Annotated in this window: 21 protein-coding genes and 1 riboswitch; of the genes, 17 read left to right on the top strand and 4 right to left on the bottom strand. The window is 36.4% G+C overall.

Annotation, left to right across the window (positions count from 1 at the left end):
- Nucleotides 1–382: 382 nt before the first annotated feature.
- Entirely contained in the window at nt 383–1180 is a 798-nt protein-coding gene (locus J0N78_RS06010) for an NAD kinase (RefSeq protein ID WP_209122108.1), read from the bottom strand.
- Nucleotides 1181–1326: 146 nt separating this feature from the next.
- Between J0N78_RS06010 and sppA the strand changes: the two genes are divergently transcribed.
- The 9 genes from sppA to J0N78_RS05965 all read left to right on the top strand — a co-directional run bounded on the left by sppA (nt 1327) and on the right by J0N78_RS05965 (nt 9576).
- Entirely contained in the window at nt 1327–2331 is a 1005-nt protein-coding gene (sppA, locus tag J0N78_RS06005; protein ID WP_209122107.1) for a signal peptide peptidase SppA, read from the top strand.
- A gap of 10 nt (nt 2332–2341) precedes the next feature.
- Nucleotides 2342–2824 (top strand): RDD family protein, encoded by a 483-nt coding sequence (locus J0N78_RS06000; RefSeq protein WP_209122106.1) that lies wholly within the window; start codon nt 2342–2344, stop codon nt 2822–2824.
- Nucleotides 2825–2866: 42 nt separating this feature from the next.
- Nucleotides 2867–3580 carry a DUF2953 domain-containing protein gene (locus tag J0N78_RS05995; RefSeq protein ID WP_247747153.1) on the top strand — a complete coding sequence of 238 codons (714 nt, stop codon included), beginning with the start codon at nt 2867–2869 and terminating at the stop codon, nt 3578–3580.
- A gap of 88 nt (nt 3581–3668) precedes the next feature.
- A complete protein-coding gene (gene ytfJ / locus J0N78_RS05990) occupies nt 3669–4142 on the top strand; it encodes a GerW family sporulation protein (RefSeq protein ID WP_209122105.1) in 474 nt (157 codons plus the stop codon).
- A 139-nt stretch (nt 4143–4281) separates the two neighbouring features.
- Nucleotides 4282–4794, top strand: coding sequence for a thiol peroxidase (gene tpx, locus J0N78_RS05985; RefSeq protein WP_209122104.1), 513 nt, complete (start codon nt 4282–4284; stop codon nt 4792–4794).
- 191 nt (nt 4795–4985) lie between these two features.
- Complete coding sequence (locus J0N78_RS05980; protein WP_209122103.1) at nt 4986–5981, top strand: class I SAM-dependent methyltransferase; 996 nt, start codon at nt 4986–4988, stop codon at nt 5979–5981.
- A gap of 212 nt (nt 5982–6193) precedes the next feature.
- Nucleotides 6194–7381: an acetate kinase gene (locus J0N78_RS05975; RefSeq protein WP_209122102.1), complete on the top strand. Its 1188-nt coding sequence runs from the start codon at nt 6194–6196 to the stop codon at nt 7379–7381.
- Nucleotides 7382–7783: 402 nt separating this feature from the next.
- A complete protein-coding gene (locus tag J0N78_RS05970) occupies nt 7784–8710 on the top strand; it encodes a 3'-5' exoribonuclease YhaM family protein (protein ID WP_209122146.1) in 927 nt (308 codons plus the stop codon).
- A gap of 32 nt (nt 8711–8742) precedes the next feature.
- Nucleotides 8743–9576 carry an EcsC family protein gene (locus tag J0N78_RS05965; RefSeq protein ID WP_209122101.1) on the top strand — a complete coding sequence of 278 codons (834 nt, stop codon included), beginning with the start codon at nt 8743–8745 and terminating at the stop codon, nt 9574–9576.
- Nucleotides 9577–9629: 53 nt separating this feature from the next.
- Here the strand turns inward: J0N78_RS05965 and J0N78_RS05960 are convergent, their stop codons facing one another.
- A complete protein-coding gene (locus tag J0N78_RS05960; protein WP_209122100.1) occupies nt 9630–9944 on the bottom strand; it encodes a hypothetical protein in 315 nt (104 codons plus the stop codon).
- A gap of 269 nt (nt 9945–10213) precedes the next feature.
- Between J0N78_RS05960 and J0N78_RS05955 the strand changes: the two genes are divergently transcribed.
- Nucleotides 10214–11434, top strand: coding sequence for an argininosuccinate synthase (locus tag J0N78_RS05955; protein ID WP_209122099.1), 1221 nt, complete (start codon nt 10214–10216; stop codon nt 11432–11434).
- Nucleotides 11431–12810: an argininosuccinate lyase gene (argH, locus tag J0N78_RS05950; RefSeq protein ID WP_209122098.1), complete on the top strand. Its 1380-nt coding sequence runs from the start codon at nt 11431–11433 to the stop codon at nt 12808–12810. The genes J0N78_RS05955 and argH overlap by 4 nt, the downstream gene beginning before the upstream one ends.
- A gap of 242 nt (nt 12811–13052) precedes the next feature.
- Here the strand turns inward: argH and J0N78_RS05945 are convergent, their stop codons facing one another.
- Both J0N78_RS05945 and J0N78_RS05940 read right to left on the bottom strand, forming a co-directional pair.
- Nucleotides 13053–13850, bottom strand: coding sequence for an ATP-grasp domain-containing protein (locus tag J0N78_RS05945; RefSeq protein ID WP_209122097.1), 798 nt, complete (start codon nt 13848–13850; stop codon nt 13053–13055).
- A gap of 218 nt (nt 13851–14068) precedes the next feature.
- Nucleotides 14069–14182: a universal stress protein gene (locus J0N78_RS05940; RefSeq protein ID WP_247747152.1), complete on the bottom strand. Its 114-nt coding sequence runs from the start codon at nt 14180–14182 to the stop codon at nt 14069–14071.
- 96 nt (nt 14183–14278) lie between these two features.
- Between J0N78_RS05940 and J0N78_RS05935 the strand changes: the two genes are divergently transcribed.
- The 6 genes from J0N78_RS05935 (at nt 14279) to J0N78_RS05910 (ending at nt 18916) form a co-directional block, all read left to right on the top strand.
- Nucleotides 14279–14425, top strand: a complete 147-nt coding sequence (locus tag J0N78_RS05935; RefSeq protein WP_209122096.1) for a hypothetical protein — start codon at nt 14279–14281, stop codon at nt 14423–14425.
- A gap of 265 nt (nt 14426–14690) precedes the next feature.
- Entirely contained in the window at nt 14691–15449 is a 759-nt protein-coding gene (locus J0N78_RS05930) for an SDR family oxidoreductase (RefSeq protein WP_209122095.1), read from the top strand.
- Between the two features lie 101 nt (nt 15450–15550).
- Nucleotides 15551–15931: a hypothetical protein gene (locus J0N78_RS05925; RefSeq protein ID WP_209122094.1), complete on the top strand. Its 381-nt coding sequence runs from the start codon at nt 15551–15553 to the stop codon at nt 15929–15931.
- A gap of 90 nt (nt 15932–16021) precedes the next feature.
- Nucleotides 16022–17137, top strand: a complete 1116-nt coding sequence (ald, locus tag J0N78_RS05920) for an alanine dehydrogenase (RefSeq protein ID WP_209122093.1) — start codon at nt 16022–16024, stop codon at nt 17135–17137.
- 175 nt (nt 17138–17312) lie between these two features.
- Nucleotides 17313–18167: a YitT family protein gene (locus J0N78_RS05915; RefSeq protein ID WP_209122092.1), complete on the top strand. Its 855-nt coding sequence runs from the start codon at nt 17313–17315 to the stop codon at nt 18165–18167.
- A gap of 65 nt (nt 18168–18232) precedes the next feature.
- Nucleotides 18233–18916: a metal-dependent hydrolase gene (locus J0N78_RS05910; protein ID WP_209122091.1), complete on the top strand. Its 684-nt coding sequence runs from the start codon at nt 18233–18235 to the stop codon at nt 18914–18916.
- 343 nt (nt 18917–19259) lie between these two features.
- Nucleotides 19260–19345: riboswitch (cyclic di-GMP riboswitch) on the top strand.
- Nucleotides 19346–19378 lie beyond the last annotated feature (33 nt).

The raw sequence follows: 19378 nt of genomic DNA, 5'->3' as shown, positions 1-19378 counted from the left end.
CAAGTGATTGGTTTCACTTGGGACTTCAATTATTGGAAGTGCGCTTGTCGCCGATAAGCAGACACCTTCCGCTTTTCTTATTGTCTAGCACAAGCGCCCAGCGTCTAGTGGACTTCGCTCCCCCTCCTTACGATAAGTCAACATCGACTCGATGACTCTCGTCGTGTTTCCTTTATCTCATACGGTGGGGCTCCAGTCCATACGCCGCTAAACGGGCGCTTGCGCTTTTCTTATTGTCTAGCACAAGCGCCCAGCGTCTAGTGGACTTCGCTCCCCCTCCTTACGATAAGTCAACATCGACTCGATGACTCTCGTCGTGTTTCCTTTATCTCCTGTGGCTCAGTCCAGTCCTTACGTCGGTAAACGGGCGCTTGCGCTTTTCTTATAAAAATTTTCGTTGAACTTTCTCCCAAAATGAATTGTGTTTTAATTTCAATACTTTGATCTGGCGTGGTGAAACTTTAATTTCTAGCTGCCTAGCATGACGAATACTCATCGCCTCGTTATCTAATCCAATTATCGGATGGTCATTTCCGTCTTGAACGATTTGTAATCTAAGCTTCCGATCATCACTTAATAAAAATGATGTACCGAGTGTACGGTAATCATTATTATTAATCGATGCAATTTCACTTACTTGCATTGAAGGTAGACGGGGATCGACGACGGCACCTCGAACAGACTTATTATAGGCCGTACTCCCAGTTGGAGTAGATACGATCATACCATCACCACGAAAGGTTTCAAAATGTTGGTCATCGATGAGTACCTCAATAACCAGTGTTTTAATTACATTGGAACGGATGCTACATTCATTGATGCAATAATATGGTGTCTCTTCATCTATTGTTACTTCGATCGTTGAATATTTTCGAACTTCTACTTGTTCGCTTTTCATTGATTCAAGCATTTTGTCTACTTCGTGGATCATAAAATCTGTGTAAAAACCTAGTTGATCTATATTCACACCGACATATACACAGTCTTCTTTAAAATTAGTTTTTCTTAATGCTTGTAAAAAAGCGTTATCTCCCCCAATGGAAACAATGATATTGGCTTCTTTAATTTCATCTACAATTTGAAATCCATTATTATGAGCTAATTCTCTAAGATGAGCAATTTTTTCTTTGAGTTCTGGTGTTTGCTTATAAAAGAAAAAAAGATTTTTACGATTGGGCATATATAACTTCCTTTCAAAAATATATGAATTATGGTTAAATTTTTCATAGGTAGTATTTGCTACCCAATAATTGTACATTCATTTCACATTCTTTAACAGTGTGTTAAAATTTAACATTGTAAAAATATATAGGAGTGTTTTCTAGTATGAGTAAAAAAAGATGGCTTGCGCTACTGGCAGTTACTGTATTATTTATTCTTTCAAGTGTATTTAATTTTTCAGCTACAACGACAACGACAACGTCCAATTGGGAAGAATTGTTCAAAACAGACGATCAGAAATGGGTGGAGCGAACATTACGTGAAGGAGACAGAAAAGAAAAAATTGTTGTATTAGATGTGAATGGGGTCATCCAAGATCAAGAGGATACATCTGTTTTATTTAGCTCCGTTGGATATCGACATCGGACGTTTTTATCGATGCTAGAGCATGCAGCAGAAGATCCAGATGTGGAAGGGATTATTATACGAGTAAACTCCCCAGGTGGTGGAGTCGTAGAAAGTGCAGAAATTTACGATAAAATACGAAGTATTCAGGAGGAGTATTTCAAGAAGGTTTATGTTTCTATGGGAAGTATGGCGGCATCAGGAGGATATTATATCGCGGCACCAGCAGATAAAATATTTGCTAACACATCAACAATTACAGGCTCACTAGGCGTAATTATGCAATCTTATAATGTAGCCGAGCTAGCCGAGAAGCTAGGCATAGAAGAACAAACGATTAAAAGTGGTGAATTTAAAGATATCATGTCTCCGACCAGGGGGATGACAGAAGAAGAAAGAGCCATTTTACAATCGATCATTGATGATGCATATGATGAGTTCGTTCATGTTATTGTAGAAGGAAGAGAATTGTCCGAAGAAAAAGTAAGAAGCATTGCAGATGGTCGAATTTATAGTGGATCGCAAGCGAAGCAGCTCGATTTAATTGACGAAATTGGTAGCTATGAAGAAACGGTTGATGCTTTAATTGAAGATTTAGGTTTGGGTAATTTACAAGTGATCCGATATGAAACGTCTGTTGGCATTAATGATTTGCTTCAATTATCAGCACAAAAATTAACGATGAATCAAGGTGATTTGCTCGGCTTACAGCAATTACTTCGTCAAACAAATTCCCCGACCTTAATGTATTTATATACGAAGTAGGAGAAGGTATATGGAAAATAATTATAACGAATTAAAAGAAGAAAAAATTGAATTGTTAGATGGTAGAGAGTATCGGTTTGCCGGGTTATGGATGAGGCTATGGGCTTTTCTTATAGACGGAATTGTCATATTTAGTCTTAACAGTATTCTTATCCATCCATTATTAAGATCATTTGATTGGACGGGAGAAACGCTATGGCTTTTTTCAATTGCTGGCGTTTTAACAGCTTTTGTTGGTTTTATTTACTTTACACTCATGACAAAGTGGTTTTCGCAAACGTTAGGAAAACAACTTTTTGGACTTAAAGTCATACCAATGAAAGGTGATAGACTTTCGTGGAAGACGGTTATATTCCGCGAAGTGATAGGCCGATACTTATATTATCCATTTTTCCCTTTAAAATTAATATATTTAATGGTCCCTTTTTCAAGAAGAAAACAAGGGCTACATGATCGAATTGCCGATACTTATGTAATTCACGAAGAACGATAACCTGTCTAGTCGACAGGTTTATTTTTTTGTAGTTGGTCAATAATGGAAAAGGTTAACATTATATTTCAATCTAAAAATGAAAAAATGGTGATAAGAATGAAGATCTTCATTCTCGTTATAGCTATACTTTTTCTGCTATTATTTATTATCTTCATAACAAAATTGAATATTTTCATTCGTTACTATCACAATGGTGATGATGATGAATTAATGGTCAGAATACGTGCTTGGAAAGTGTTCTCCTATACATTTCAGGCTCCTTTAATAAAGATCGATAATGATTCTCCCTCTTTAATTGTTGAGGAAGAGCAGGGAGTAGGGGGAATGGCAAATGAAAAAAAAGTAAAAATAACCTTTGAAACCATCATAAGAGATCTCAAAGAGTTTATGGATTTTCTACAGCATGTTGTGGGGTTCCACAAAATAGTTCGACGTTTTTTAAGTCATGTTTCAGTAAAAGATATGAGATGGACGACTGATATAGGTGTTTCAGATGCTGCATTAACAGGCTTTTTAACGGGAATGGCTTGGTCTGTTAAAGGTGGAATAGTAGGTCTTATCAGTAATTATACAAAAATGAAAGGTTTACCTAAGATAGCCATTACCCCACATTTTCAACAGACACTTTCTCATACCGAATTAAAGTGCATAGTTTCTTTTAGAATTGGACATTCTATCATCGCAGCATTACTAATGCTAAGACATTGGAGAAGACGTCCCGCTTTATTTCAAGCTAGCGAAGAAAAAGCTACTTAACTACAACTACATATTCGCAAACAAAGAAATAATTGGATGATAGTTGGGGACACTAGAAATATAACCAAATGACAGGAGGTATTTTAATATGTCAGAGCATCCTATTCAAGGGTTAATGAAAACAGCGATGGAAAATTTAAAAGAAATGGTAGATGTGAATACGATCGTTGGGGACCCAGTGGAAACTCCAGATGGAAGTGTGATTATGCCGATTTCTAAAGTTGGCTTTGGCTTTGCTGCTGGTGGTAGTGAATTCGTTGTCGATCATAAAACGGCAACCGGTACTACAGAAACGCTACATCCTTTTGGAGGAGGTAGCGGGGGCGGGGTTTCCATAACGCCAATTGCCTTTTTAGTTGTTAGCTCGACAGGTGTAAAAATGGTTCATTTAGATAGTAGCACACATCTTTATGAAAGGCTTCTTGATTTTGCACCGCAAGTTGTCGACAAAATTCAACAAATGGTGAACAACGGTGGTAATCAAAACGAGACAAAAGTAACAACCACATCGTCGACAACTTCAGCTTTTGACGATATTGATCCAAATCAAAACTTAACTTAAAAAATATACGAAGGGTAGTTTTTACCCTTCGTTTTTTGTCCCGTTTCCTATTATTAAAAGACATATAGGTTGAAAATTTTGCTAAAAAAAACTATGATTACACTGTACATATGTTAAAAACTAAGGGAGGATTTTTATTATGGCAAATGTAACGTTCAAAGAGAAACCAGTCACACTATTAGGTAATGAAGTAAAAGTTGGGGACACAGCTCCAGATTTTAAAGTTCTAGCTAACGACTTATCACCAGTTACTTTAGCAGACAGTAAAGGCAAAGTTCGTTTAATTAGTGTTGTTCCTTCTGTTGATACAGGTGTTTGTGACCAACAAACTCGTCGTTTCAATGAAGAAGCTGCTGGTTTAGAAGGTGTACAAGTTCTAACAGTAAGTGTTGATTTACCATTTGCTCAAAAACGTTGGTGCGCTGCAGCTGGTATTGAGAACCTTCAAACGGTATCCGATCATCGTGAGCTTTCTTTCGGTAAAGCATACGGTGTTGCGATTGAAGAGCTACGTTTACTAACTCGTGCGGTATTCGTCATTGACGCAAATGATGAAGTAACATATGTAGAGTATGTTTCAGAAGCAACAAATCATCCAAATTATGATGCAGCGATCGAAGCTGTAAAAGCTGCGCAAACAGTAAGCGCATAATAATAAAAGGAAGAAGCTGAGTTTTTTCAGCTTCTTCCTTTTTATATAGAAATCAGTGGTTACTTTTTTATCTGGGAAAAGTGTTTTAAATTCCTCTACTGAAAAAAAATAAGCCATAAAACGTTTATTCTTTACTTCTTTTTGCTAAAATATACGAATGGACAGTGTAATCATGGAACGGAGGAGAAATTGTGTTAGAAGCAAAGACAAATGTAGAAAAATTATTTGTAGCGATAGATGAAAGTGCAGAATTACTAAAAGAAGAGCTAGATATCACGTATTTAGAGGCTTTAGCAGAAGCAGGTGAAAATTTTTTTCAAGGTGAAATTGTACAGGACATTTGGGGTTCTACTAAAAAGCAGCTGGAACAAAGACTAACTGCAATTGACGTAGATCTATTTCAAAAAGAAGAAATGAGAAAAGCACTTCAGTTAGCTGTATTAAAAGGAATGAAAGAAGCAACACAGCCTAATCATGCGCTTACTCCTGATACAGTAGCGATTTTTATGAGCTACTTAGTGAATAAGGTAACGAGCAAAATGGACGAAGTGACGATGGGCGACCCAGCAGTAGGAACGGGAAACTTACTAACTGCTGTAATGAACGGACTTCCTAAAAAAGTGAAAAGCTACGGACTAGAAGCTGATGAAACGTTACTACACTTAGCCTTCGTTAGTGCTAATTTACAGGAGCAAGAAATCGAATTGTATCACCAAGACAGTATTCGACCTTTAGGTTTATCACCAGTTGATGTGATTATTTCAGATTTACCTGTTGGTTATTATCCGAATGAAGACATTGCTGTAGAATATGAATTAAAGGCAAAAGAAGGACGATCGTTTGTCCATCATTTAATGATAGAAAAGTCCATTGAACTAACAAAAGAAAATGGCTATTTGATCTTTCTTATACCAAATTTCTTATTCGAGAGTGATCAGGCTCCTGCGCTCAATGCTTATCTTAAAGAAAAAACAATTATTCTCGGCTTATTGCAACTTCCGCAAACGATGTTTAAAAATGCACAGTATGGGAAAAGTATTTTAGTTCTTCAGAAAAAGGGAGCAAACGCTATCCAGCCACGACAAGCGCTATTAGCAGAAATGCCATCTTTTTCTCGTCAGGAAGCATTAGCAGATATGTTAAAGCAAATTGATCGTTGGTTTAAAGAAGAATTAAATATTTCATAGACGGTTACATTAATTGATGGGTTTACTTTTTATAACAATACTATTAAAGCGTATTCAAATCTGAATTTAAAGACTTTAGTGTGGTTGGTTGAAAATGAGGATCTTGAATGGTTAAATAAGTAAGGTGATCATATGAATTTATATAGATTATTAATAATTACAAAGTGCAATATTAGGTGCACTAAGCATGATTAAAGGAGCGGTTCGTAATAATGCCAAAAATAATAGCAATTAATGCAGGAAGTTCCTCACTTAAGTTTCAACTGTTAGATATGCCTGAAGAAACGGTTGTAACAAAAGGAATTGTTGAAAGAATTGGCCTTGGAGAAAGTGTTTTTACCATTGAAGTAAATGATGAAAAACAAAAGGAAACATTAGACATCCCTGATCATTCATTTGCGGTAAAAATTTTACTTGATAAACTAACAACGCTAGGGATTATTGCAACATTAGATGAAATTGAAGGAATTGGACACCGTGTGGTTCATGGTGGTGAAAAATTTAATGATTCGGTTTTAATTACTGAAGAAGTGTTGGCAGGAATTGAGGAAGTTTCAGAATTAGCGCCACTACATAATCCTGCAAATCTTATTGGTATTAGAGCTTTTCAAGAAGTCTTACCGAATGTACCTGCAGTTGCTGTATTTGATACAGCATTTCATCAAACAATGCCTGAAAAATCCTTTTTGTATAGCTTACCTTATGACTACTACAAAGAATACGGAATTCGTAAATATGGATTCCACGGGACATCACATAAGTATGTGTCTCAACGCGCAGCAGAATTATTAGACCGCCCGCTTGAACAGGTTCGTTTAATTTCATGTCATCTAGGGAATGGCGCAAGCATCGCGGCAATTGATGGAGGCAGATCCATTGATACATCGATGGGCTTTACACCTCTTGCAGGGGTAACGATGGGGACACGTTCAGGAAATATTGATCCTGCATTGATCCCTTATATTATGGAAAAGACAGGTAAGACAGCCCAAGAGGTATTAGATGTATTAAATAAAAATAGTGGAATGCTAGGTGTTTCAGGTTTTTCTAGTGACCTGAGAGATATTGAACAAGAAGCTGAAAAGGGAAATGAACGTGCAGAATTAGCTTTAGAAGTATTTACTTCACGTATTCATAAATATGTTGGTTCATATGCAGCACGTATGAATGGTGTGGATGCGATCATCTTTACAGCAGGTATTGGTGAAAATAGTGATGTGATTCGGGAACGAGTTCTTAGCGGTTTAGAGTTTATGGGCGTATACTGGGATCCGGCTTTAAATAAAGTAAGAGGAAAAGAAGCGTTTATCAACTATCCGCATTCTCCTGTCAAAGTTTTAATTATCCCAACTAATGAAGAAGTGATGATTGCAAGAGATACTGTTCGGTTATCGCAATAGAAAATCGTTTGAATGAGGCTGACACTTAAGTTAGCCTCTTTTTAATTTTAGTTTTTTTCCAAGTTTAACTAGAGTTTAAAAATAAAGGCTGTTTTCGTAAACTTTGTTGCTTTTGGACCGTTTTTTGAAAATAAAATAGCCTTTTCAAGACAAATTCATTTGTCTGAACGGCTATTTTATTTTCAAAACCTTCACGCTATGCGTGAAGAGCCAAGCATCCGCTTGGCTTACGGTCCAAAAGCTAAAAGCAACAATCTTTGAGAAAAGAGCCAAAATAAAAGAACTGAAATAGATATAGAGTAAAATCAGTATTCAAATGGCTAAAACTTTTATTGATTCGATAATTCGCATACAATGAAAGTATTCTAGACATTTTTGGGAGTGTGTTCATAATTGAGTTGGATGAACAAACAAGAAGGAGAACGGGTTGTTGACTATTTTATTGTGAAAGATCGGGAAACGAGCGTCGCCGCGAATGGTAGTGAGTATCTTTCACTAACTCTAAGTAATAAAAGTGGGAGCTTACGTGCAAAATTATGGGACGTAACTGAAAAACAAAAAGAGTGGCTCCTTAAACGAGCCATCATAAAAGTAGATGGGTTGATTACGTTTTTTCGTGAACAGCGCCAGTTAAATATTCAACGAGTCCGGCTTGTGACTGAAGAAGATGAAATCGATATAAACGAATTAGTCAATCAAGCTTTCATTCCACGTGAAGAGTTATGGCAAGAGTTACGCATGTTTATCGATGAAATTGACAGTGAGACACTTCGTGAAATAATAAAGACATTATTAAGAAAAAAAGAAATTCGTGAAAAATTAACAACAATTCCTGCTGCAAAAATGTATCATCATGCATATTATGCTGGGCTACTTGAACATATTGTTACGCTTTGTCATGTTACTGCACAAGTGTTGCCAGTTTATCCACATTTGAATAAAGATGTAATTATCGCTTCGTGTATATTACACGATATAGGGAAAACGAAAGCATTAAGCGACCCAGTTATACCGGATTATACAACAAGCGGTGAATTAATTGGTCATGTCGTCTTAAGTATTGAAATGATTCTTGAAGGAGCAATAGAAGCAGGAATTTCGACAGACCACCACGAAATGGTAGCATTAAAGCATTGCATCTTGTCAAATTATAGACAGAATTATCAAACAAGTGGGGTTGGCAGTAAAACTGCAGAGGCGATTTTTTTTCAACATATCAATCAACTTGATAATGAACTAAATGCTTTTTTTATGATAGGAAATGAAGCTTGTGAGGAATGGACGTTTTCTCCAATGTTCAAACGAAAGATGTATACCTATCGAAAGTGACGTGAAAGTTCTAATGAAAGGAGAGAATATGAGTGTCATTAACGAAACAAGAAGAGCGCTTATTACTTGAAGTTGAACGCTGGGAGCAATCCTTTTTCCATCATGAACCAACAGATTTTGAGATGATGTATCAAAAGTGGTTAACCGTTGGCCTTGATCAAATTGGTAAAGAGAAAAAAACAAAAGTTTTGGAGTCGATTGATAACTTTTTATTTCACTTGCACGCGATGATCCAAAACTCAAGATTTCATGAAGATGCAAGAGAACGAATTATCGAGCAAGCGAAAGTATTTAATGCAGAAATAGAGGAAGTTAAAGATATTAAAGGGTTATCGATTGAAAAGTTGAACTTTATGGCAAAACAACAGATGGCAAAGCAACGTTTACTGTCAATGGGACAAGGCGGAGTTGCAGGGATGGGAGGAATTATTTTATTAGGTATGGACCTCCCGGCTATGATCGCTATTAATATGAGAGCGATACAACTCATTGCTTTATCCTATGGTTATGATGTTAAGCGGCCTGCAGAAATGATGATTGCACTTAAAGTTTTTCATGTTGCTTCATTACCTAAAGATTTACAAGGTGGTGCTTGGGAAGCATTATGGGAAGAAGTGCAAGCAGAAGATTACGATGAATGGTTTTATACAGGAAATGAGGAAGTTGCCGATATTTCTTGGATCCAACATCCGTTAAGACAACTAATAAAAGCAATGATGATCATGTTGTTGCGAAAAAAATTAATCCAGGGCGTGCCTCTTATTGGAATGGCATTTGGTGCAACATTGAATTATCAATTTTCACGACAAGTAACTGAAGTCGCTCAACGTTTTTATCAAAAGAGACTATTGCTTGAAAAAGAATAATATCGTTACAAATACAAATAATAAAGAGGCTGAGACTAGCCTCTTTTTTCTTACTATTGATGCACTTTTTCCGTAACATTTTGATTAATTCGGTACCAAATCCACAGATCATTGATAATTGAAGCGAGTTCTGAGATTTCACTATTTAACTCACATGAAAGCTGAAAGTTATCTTCATTACTTAATGCAGCTTGTTTCTTATTTATTAGTATCTCAAGGTCAGCAATTCGGTCAGGTATATTTCCACGAATCCGTTCCCATCGGAGTAAAATTTCTGTTTGTGTAGAAAATGTATATTCATCCCAGTCTTTATAAAAAAACGGTAGCTCAATTCCTAATCGTTCATCATAAATAAATTTATAATCCATTTCTCCACCCCCTACATTAATTTTACATGAACTAATAAGAGATTTAAACATCTAGATAGTGAAAACAAAAAATGAAAAATTATATTCAACTTTTTTGAAATTCCCTATTGCCAAAAATGAAGTTAGTTGATAAAGTAATGAATAATAATTAGTTTTTATTTAAGTTTATTCATTCGTGGGAGAGGGAGTACACCTCTTATTTTTAGTAAAACAATGTATAAAAATGATTAATAGAGTATTTATATTCATACATTAATGGAGGGAATAACATGAGTAAGAAAAAAGTAGTATTAGCATATTCTGGGGGATTAGATACATCAGTGGCCATTAAATGGTTAAGTGACCAAGGGTATGATGTTGTAGCTGTAGGACTTGATGTAGGTGAAGGAAGAGATTTAGAATTTATTAAAGAAAAAGCTCTTAAAGTTGGAGCTATACAGTCATATACAATCGATGCAAAAAAAGAGTTTGCTGAAGAGTTTGTGTTACCAGCACTTCAAGCTCATACATTATATGAGCAAAAGTATCCATTAGTATCCGCGTTATCAAGACCATTAATCTCTAAAAAGCTAGTAGAAATTGCTGAGCAAGTTGGAGCTTCAGCAGTTGCTCACGGATGTACAGGTAAAGGTAATGACCAAGTTCGTTTTGAAGTGTCTATTCAAGCATTAAATCCAGATTTAGAAGTATTAGCTCCTGTTCGTGAGTGGGGTTGGTCTCGTGATGAAGAAATTGAATATGCAAAAAATAACAATATTCCGATCCCAATTGATTTAGATAACCCTTATTCTGTCGATGCCAACCTTTGGGGACGTGCTAATGAGTGTGGAGTGTTAGAAGATCCTTGGGCAACTCCTCCAGAAGGTGCATACGAAATGACAGCACCGCTTGAGAAAACTCCTGATGTTCCTGAGTATTTAGAAATTGCTTTTGAACAAGGTGTACCTGTTTCATTAGATGGAACAAAATATGAATTACATGAACTTATTTTAAAATTAAATGAAGTAGCAGGTAAGCATGGGGTTGGACGTATTGACCACGTGGAAAATCGTCTTGTTGGAATCAAGTCTCGTGAAGTATATGAGTGCCCAGGAGCAATGACATTAATTAAAGCACATAAAGAGTTAGAAGACTTAACGTTAACAAAAGATGTTGCCCACTTCAAACCTGTTATTAGTCAAAAATTAGCGGAAGTGATTTATAACGGCTTATGGTTCTCTTCTTTAACTCCAGCTCTTCAAGCATTCTTACAAGAAACGCAAAAGAATGTAACAGGCGTTGTTCGTGTAAAACTATTTAAAGGCCATGCGATTGTTGAAGGACGTAAATCAGAATACTCATTATATGATGAAAAGCTTGCTACGTATTCAACAGATGATGAGTTTGACCATAATGCAGCTGTAGGATTTATTAAACTTTGGGGCCTACCAACAAAAGTAAGCAGTAAAGTAAATAAGGACGTTAACAACAAGAAGGGGGTCAAACTGTGAGTAAGCTGTGGGGTGGTCGATTTACAAAAACAGCCGAAGAGTGGGTCGATGAATTCGGCGCCTCTATCGGCTTCGACCAACTACTCGTAGAAGAAGACATCGAGGGAAGTCTTGCGCACGTTAAAATGCTCGGAAAATGTAGGATTTTGGCAGAAGAAGAGGTTGCGAAAATAACAGAAGGGCTTAAAAAGATTTTAGCGAAAGCCCAAAACGGAGAACTTGAGTATTCTGTTCAAAATGAAGACATTCACTTAAATGTGGAAAAGTTCTTAATTGATGAGATTGGCCCAGTCGGTGGAAAGCTTCATACAGGTAGAAGTCGGAATGATCAAGTAGCAACGGATATGCATTTATACTTACGTAAACAAATAGAAGAAATTTTAGCTGAAATTAAAAGCTTACAAAAAGCATTAGTCGATCAAGGTAAAAAACATATTGAAACGTTAATTCCAGGTTATACCCATCTTCAGCGCGCACAGCCTGTATCGTTTGCCCACCATTTAATGGCGTATTTTTGGATGTTAGAGCGGGATTTTAATCGTTTTGCAGATAGCTTGAAGCGTGTCAATATTTCGCCGCTTGGTGCCGGAGCGCTAGCTGGAACGACGTTTCCAATCGATCGTCACTACAGTGCAGAGCTATTAGGGTTTGACGGGATTTATGAAAATAGCTTAGATGCAGTGAGTGACCGTGATTTCATTATAGAATTTTTAAGTGGTTCATCGATTTTAATGATGCATTTATCGAGACTTTGTGAAGAGATTATCCTTTGGTCTTCACAAGAATTCCGTTTTATTGAGTTAGATGATGCATTTGCAACGGGAAGTAGCATTATGCCACAAAAGAAAAACCCAGACATGGCTGAACTGATCCGTGGAAAAACAGGAAGAGTGTATGGGAGCTTATTCTCTTTATTAACGATCCTTAAAGGTTTGCCGCTTGCGTATAATAAAGATATGCAAGAAGATAAAGAAGGCATGTTTGATGCAGTTACAACGGTCAAAGGGTCGCTGAAAATTTTTACAGGTATGATTGAAACGATGACAGTCAATACAGATGTAATGGAAAAAGCGACGCATTCTGACTTTTCCAATGCGACAGAACTTGCCGATTATTTAGCATCGAAAGGGATGCCGTTCCGTGAAGCACATGAAGTGGTTGGAAAACTCGTCCTTCACTGTATTCAACAGGGACTTTACCTACTCGACCTTCCATTTGTAGATTACAAAGAAGCAAGTGAGTTGTTTGATGAGGACATTTATGAGGTGCTTCAACCGAAAACAGTTGTTGCTCGCAGAAATAGCGCAGGTGGGACAGGCTTTGCACAAGTCAAGTTAGCGATCGAAAAAGCAGAAGCCTTATTAAACAATAAATAAGCAAAGCACACTATTTTAGGATATTATTACATCAACATAGTGAAAAATTTTAAACTAGAACAGGAATCGAGGATAACTACGCTAAGATTATTCTCGATTTTTTGCTGTGATAATCTCCATTTTTAAAGTTTTTCAGCAAATAAAGCTTGAGGGTAGTCCTCAAGCTTCGCATTAAATTATTATGTGATTAACGTCTATTAACAATGTTGTTAAATTTTTAGTTTGTAATCTTTTTATTGGAATTAAGAAACAAACATTGTATCCAAATTAAGTTTGCTATCCTCTTTTTGCATATATTCTAAAATCTTATTTTCTACGGAAACATCTAATTGCTGAAAACCAATATTTCCAAATAAAATATTAAACTCAAATATATAAAATTGATCGTCAACCATTGCGACATCGAAGCCGGCATGGTTAATTCCTAACGTCTGTGCTACATGCTTTACTAGATCAATAGCTTCTCTCGGGATAAGTTCTAAAAGAATTTCTCCCCCTTGTGAAACATTGTTTAAGTGGTTTTCTCCATTTCCAACTCGCCAGTAAGCAGCTATTACGTCATCACCTACATAGACAATTCTCATGTCACGATCAATTGGCAGATATTCCTGGACATATAAAACATCACTAATTGATGCATATTCTCGAAATTCCTTGACGTCATGGATTAAATACACGCCTTTCCCCATGGAATTTCTAACTTCTTTAGCGATAAATGGAAATGGCATTTCATTTAATACGGTTGCAAAACCATTTTCATTATTGGGTAAAATTAACGTATATGGAACATTTTTTGGACAAACAGCCAATAGTGCACGTGTCATTTCAATTTTGTCGTGCCCTAAGTGATAAGAGTTAATGCTTGGAAAAATCTTTTTATTTAGCCCGTAAACGAGTGAATTCACTTGCCAATACTCAGGGAATAAAACCCAATCCGATTCTTTAATTTGTTCAATATGTTGAAACATAGAATCAGATTTTAAATAGGTAGTATTCGGTATACCTATTGTACGATAAGGGTTAAACGTAATATGTTTCATTTCTTCTTCTCTCTCCCTAAACTATATTCTGTTGTAAAGTGTTTAAAAGCTAATAATGAAAATACGAAAATAATACCAATTTAAATATTTTTCTATCTAAATATTCAAAAAACTAAATTCATTCCCATAAGCAGAGTATGCAAGTTATTTATTTGCGGACAAAAATAAATAAGGATTAAATTATTCCTAATCTAATTTTACTGATCCGAAGCTGAAATTCAACAACTTTTTTTAATGAAAGTCTGTACAAATATTACTAAAAAGACGTTTCGAACAATCAATACATCACATTTAGCGTTTCTAGTTATGGCCTCTGAAACACTTCCAATCAAAATATCAAAAATTGTGACAATAATAGGCGTCGTAATAAAAGTTCATCAATTGTTAAATAATATACTTGTTTTGAAAGATCAGAAGGGGGTACTCGAATGAAGGAACATAAGCTATCAGGAACGATCTATGATGAAGAAGGCGAAATGATGGTATTAGAACAAATTATGGATTCATATCGCGTCGGTACGACAGAAGATGAGCGTGCATCGATTCAAAGGAATAATGAAGAATTGAGAGGTTAATAAGAAAAGCGCACGAGGCGATGTTGACTTATCGTAAGGAGGAGAGCGAAGTCTACTAGACGCTGGGCGCTTGCGCTTGCGTTAGACATCCTTGAAAATTTATACCCTCTTATTCGCGAGAAATAAAAAGGCTGACACTCGAGAGTCAGCCTTTTTACATAATCTTAATAGGAGCTGTAGAGCAATCTTTTTTACTTCATGTCCCTTTCAATGTATGATCAATACAAAAGGAGTAGTTTTAATAGGTGGAAGGTGTGACGTTCATATGCGACATGCGATTGTTACTGCAGGTACAAAGGGACTTGGTCTAAAGGTTACGGAACAACTGCTAGAAGAAGGATATTCTGTAACTGTTAGTTATCGAAGTGATGTAAAAGCAGTAGAAAAATTGAAAAAGCGTTGGGAAGCAAGAGCAGATCAACTGGATTTTGTACAGGCAGACGTTACAAATAAATCTGATTTAGACGGACTCATTCAATCATCAGTGCAAAAGTTTAAAACGTTAGATATTTTTATTCATAATGCTGGACCTTATATTTTTGAGCGTAAAAAGTTGGTGGATTATTCAGATGACGAGTGGTATGAAATGGTTGAAGGTAATTTAAGCTCGTTTTTCCATATTGCCAAACGCGTTATTCCCCTGATGAGACAGCAAAAGTTCGGGCGAATAGTTGCGTATGGATTTCAGGGGGCTAATGATGCACCGGGATGGATTTTTCGATCCGCATATGCTGCAGCAAAAGTCGGTCTTGTATCTTTAATGAAAACATTGGCAATAGAAGAAGCGGAGCATGGTATTACAGTTAATATGGTTTGTCCTGGTAACATTTTAGGTGAAATGAAAGAGGCGACAATTAAGTATTCTAGGCAGTTTTATGATGATAAAACCCCAGTCGGTCGATCGGGTACAGGTGAAGATATAGCAAGAGCGATTAGTTTTCTATGTCAAGAGAACTCCGATATGATCACAGGAACCGTGCTTGAAGTAACGGGTGGCCTTGATGTTATTAATAGTCACAGGTAGGTAAAAGATATGGACTAATCAATTTAAGATAATTGATAATCTGGAAATAATATGTATTTTTTTCCATAGAATGATGCACCTTAATACTAGAGGTGATATTTATGAAAAAAAGACTATTTTATATACTCATGGTTTTTTCATTGTTGCTATTGCATCAACCAATAGGTTTCGCTTCAGAACTTATGGATAAATTTGCTGTTCGGATCACAGTTGTCGAAAATGGGGTCATTCACGAATGGGAATATGATAATCCTGATAAGTATGAATATGAAACAGGAAGTGAGATTAAAAGAGGCCAAGAAGCAGCAAAAGAAGTCAAAGAGATTATTTCTCTAATTAAACTTCGCGAAGATGCAAACGTTGATTTTATGGTCAAGCAGTTAAAGGAAAATGGTTATGAAGGAATTGAATGCCTAGATATAAGAATGATGAATGGCGAAGGAAAATTATTTACTTGGGTATGGGACAAGGAAGACTCTTAATGTCTGTAATGGTAATTGTTTTTTAGGGAATGACTAAAGTGAACTTTGTAATCCAAAAGTCGATTAACTATTGCAAATGAGGTGTAAGGTTTGAGGATTGGTGTCCCAACAGAAGTTAAAAACAATGAAAATCGAGTGGCGATGACTCCAGGTGGGGTGACTACACTCGTTACGTTAGGTCATGAAGTTTTTATTCAAAAAGGTGCTGGGATTGGATCAGGTTTTACGGATGAACAATATGTTAATGCAGGTGCCAAAATCGTAAATACAGCCCAAGAAGCGTGGTCCAAAGAGATGGTAATGAAAGTAAAGGAGCCACTTGCTGAGGAGTTCGACTATTTCTATGAAGGACAAATCCTTTTTACTTACTTACATTTAGCACCAGAGCGAGAATTAACGCAAGCTCTAATGGATCGAAGAGTAATCGGTATTGCTTATGAAACAGTACAGCCCCCGAACGGTTCACTGCCTTTACTTATTCCGATGAGTGAGGTAGCAGGTAGAATGGCATCGCAAATTGGTGCTCAATTTTTAGAGAAGCCAAATGGTGGAAAGGGTACACTTCTAGCAGGGATCCCAGGTGTTAATCGTGGTAGGGTCACGATCATCGGTGGAGGTATTGTCGGTACGAATGCTGCAAAAATTGCGATTGGGTTAGGAGCAAATGTAACGATACTCGATTTAAGCCCTGAACGGTTACGAGAGCTTGATGATATCTTTGGTAAAGAAATTAATACGATGATGTCAAACCCAATGAATATCGCGGATTCTGTTCGAGAATCTGATTTAGTCATCGGGGCAGTCCTTATTCCAGGTGCGAAGGCCCCTCGACTAGTGACAGAAGAAATGATCAAATCGATGCAACCAGGCTCTGTCGTTGTCGATGTGGCTATAGATCAAGGTGGAATTTTTGAAACGACTGATCGGATTACTACTCATGATAACCCAACATATGAAAAGCATGGAGTTCTTCATTATGCAGTTGCCAATATGCCAGGTGCTGTTCCGAGAACATCGACGATTGGGTTAACGAATGTAACGATCCCATACGCTGCACAAATTGCAAATAAAGGGTACCGACAAGCTTGTCTTGATAACTCAGCTTTATTAAAAGGAATTAACACATTAGAAGGGTATGTCACGTATAAGGCTGTAGCGGAAGCCCAAGGAAGAGAATTTAAAAGCGCACACGAACTACTTGAGTAATAATTACAGTGTTAGTACTATATATTATCAAATAAAATATTTTTGAATGGGCCTAAATAGATGATAGAGAAAGCTAGAGATGATATGTCTTTAGCTTTTTCTTATATGCTTTTGATATAAAAGAGAAATAGCGCATATGTTAAAATAATAGAAAGAAGTATAAAAGGGGAAGCGAATGAAAAAAATAATTGATTATTTATTACTTTCGATTGGCTCATTGATAACAGCTGGTGGTCTTGAATTAATTCTTGCTCCTAATGGTTTAGTTGATGGTGGAGTTACTGCTATTTCGATTATGGCGAATTCGGTGTGGGGATTTCCGATTTGGTCTGTGTACATTGCTTTAAACCTGCCTGCGCTAATGTTTGCTGCTAATTTTATGGGAAGACGGTTTGTCATTCGTACAATTTATGCCAATGTCGTAACGACGCTTGGGCTTATGTGGTTAGCTCCAATGCCTGCCATTACCTCTTCTGAAGTTCTAATTGTTCTTTACGGTGGTTTATTATTAGGTATAGGAATAGGGTTAGTTGTAAAATTTGGTGGCGCGGTGGATGGAACTGAAATGATTGCCATTTGGATGCAGCGTCGTTTCCATATTCCAATAAGTAAGTTTTTATTAGCGATTAATGCGCTGATTATAACAGCTGCTGCCTTTGTATTTACGTTAGAAAAAGCAATGTTCTCTATTGCGGTATTTTATATTGTTTCAAAAATGATCGACTTTGTGCTAGATGGTTTAAATCAAGGGAAATCGGTAATGATTATTTCTGATAGCCCTTATGAAGTAGGAGAACGTTTGTTAAAAGAATTAGATGTACAGATCACTTACCTTCATGGACAGGGTGGTTATACCGGTGATGAGCGGCTAATTATTTATTGTATTACAAGTCGTTTCATGTATCCAAAGCTCAAAGAAGTAGTGCTATCGGTCGATCCAAATGCAGTTTTAGAAGCATCTTTTGTAACAGAAACACAAGGAATTAAAAAGCAAAAAATGTTTAGTGAACCCAAATCTAATAAAAATTAAAGCAGGAATTAATCCTATAATCTCGTAATGATTTATAGTAGAAAAAAAGGAGTTGAAAAAATATAATGAAAGTTTCTTATCATGGTCATTCAGTCGTTAAAATTGAAACAAACGGGAAGAGAATTATTATTGACCCATTTATTACTGGAAATGGGCAAAGTGATTTAAAAGCAGAAGAAGTTAAAGTAGACGTCATTTTACTTACTCATGGACATAATGATCACGTCGGAGATACGGTGGAACTTGCAAAGCGTAATAATGCACTAGTTGTGGCACCATTTGAATTGGCTACATATTTAGGATGGCAAGGAGTTAACGTCCACGCCATGCATATTGGTGGGGCCCATACGTTTGAATTTGGTAAAGTTAAATTAACACAAGCCTTTCACGGTTCATCTTATGTAAAAGATGATGAAAACCAAATCATTTATACAGGAATGCCAAGTGGAATTTTGTTTACAGCTGAAGGGAAAACCGTTTATCATGCAGGTGATACGGCATTATTTTCTGATATGAAGTTAATCGGAGAGCTGAATTCCATTGATATTGCATTCTTACCAATCGGCGATAATTTTACGATGGGTCCAGAAGATGCTGCTATTGCAGCAAAGTGGTTGCAGGCAAAGCAAGTCGTACCAATCCATTTCAATACATTCCCTGTCATTGAGCAAGATGGAAAACAATTTGTTGAAAATCTATCTGAAGGAATTGGGAAAGTATTAGAACCAGGTGAAGCAATTGAATTATAAAGGAAACAAATAGAAGCAAGTATATTTCATTCAACTTATACTATGCGTAACAAGAGGGTGACTCAATTAACTTTTGAGTCACCCTCTTTTAGTATTTAGGAAGAAATTAGGAACGAAGGGTCATTAAAGAAGAGGTTAGGTGTCTATAGGAGGAAAAGTTAGGGAATCATGGTCACTAAAAGGAATAAATTGTAAGGTTTCGTCGGAAGATAGTATTCATTATGGTATTATTAAATATATGTACTTAAAATGCGTAAAATCTTAATTTGCTACGTTAAGGCAAAAATTAACTCATTATCAAATGATCAACTGCGTAATTTAACAACGCTAAAATAGACGGGTAAAATGATAAAGGCAAACCTTCAGAAATGGAGGGACGCAAAACTAAAGGGGCTAAAACCATAAGGGTCATGCCAGCCAGTTACCATTTTAGGATAACACATCCTTTTATGGGGTGTGTTT

Source organism: Alkalihalobacillus sp. BA299 (assembly GCF_017745675.1).
Taxonomy (GTDB): domain Bacteria; phylum Bacillota; class Bacilli; order Bacillales; family Bacillaceae_F; genus Alkalihalobacterium.
The sequence above is the reverse complement of the archived record's forward strand: the minus strand, read 5'-3'. Positions and strand labels throughout refer to the sequence as shown.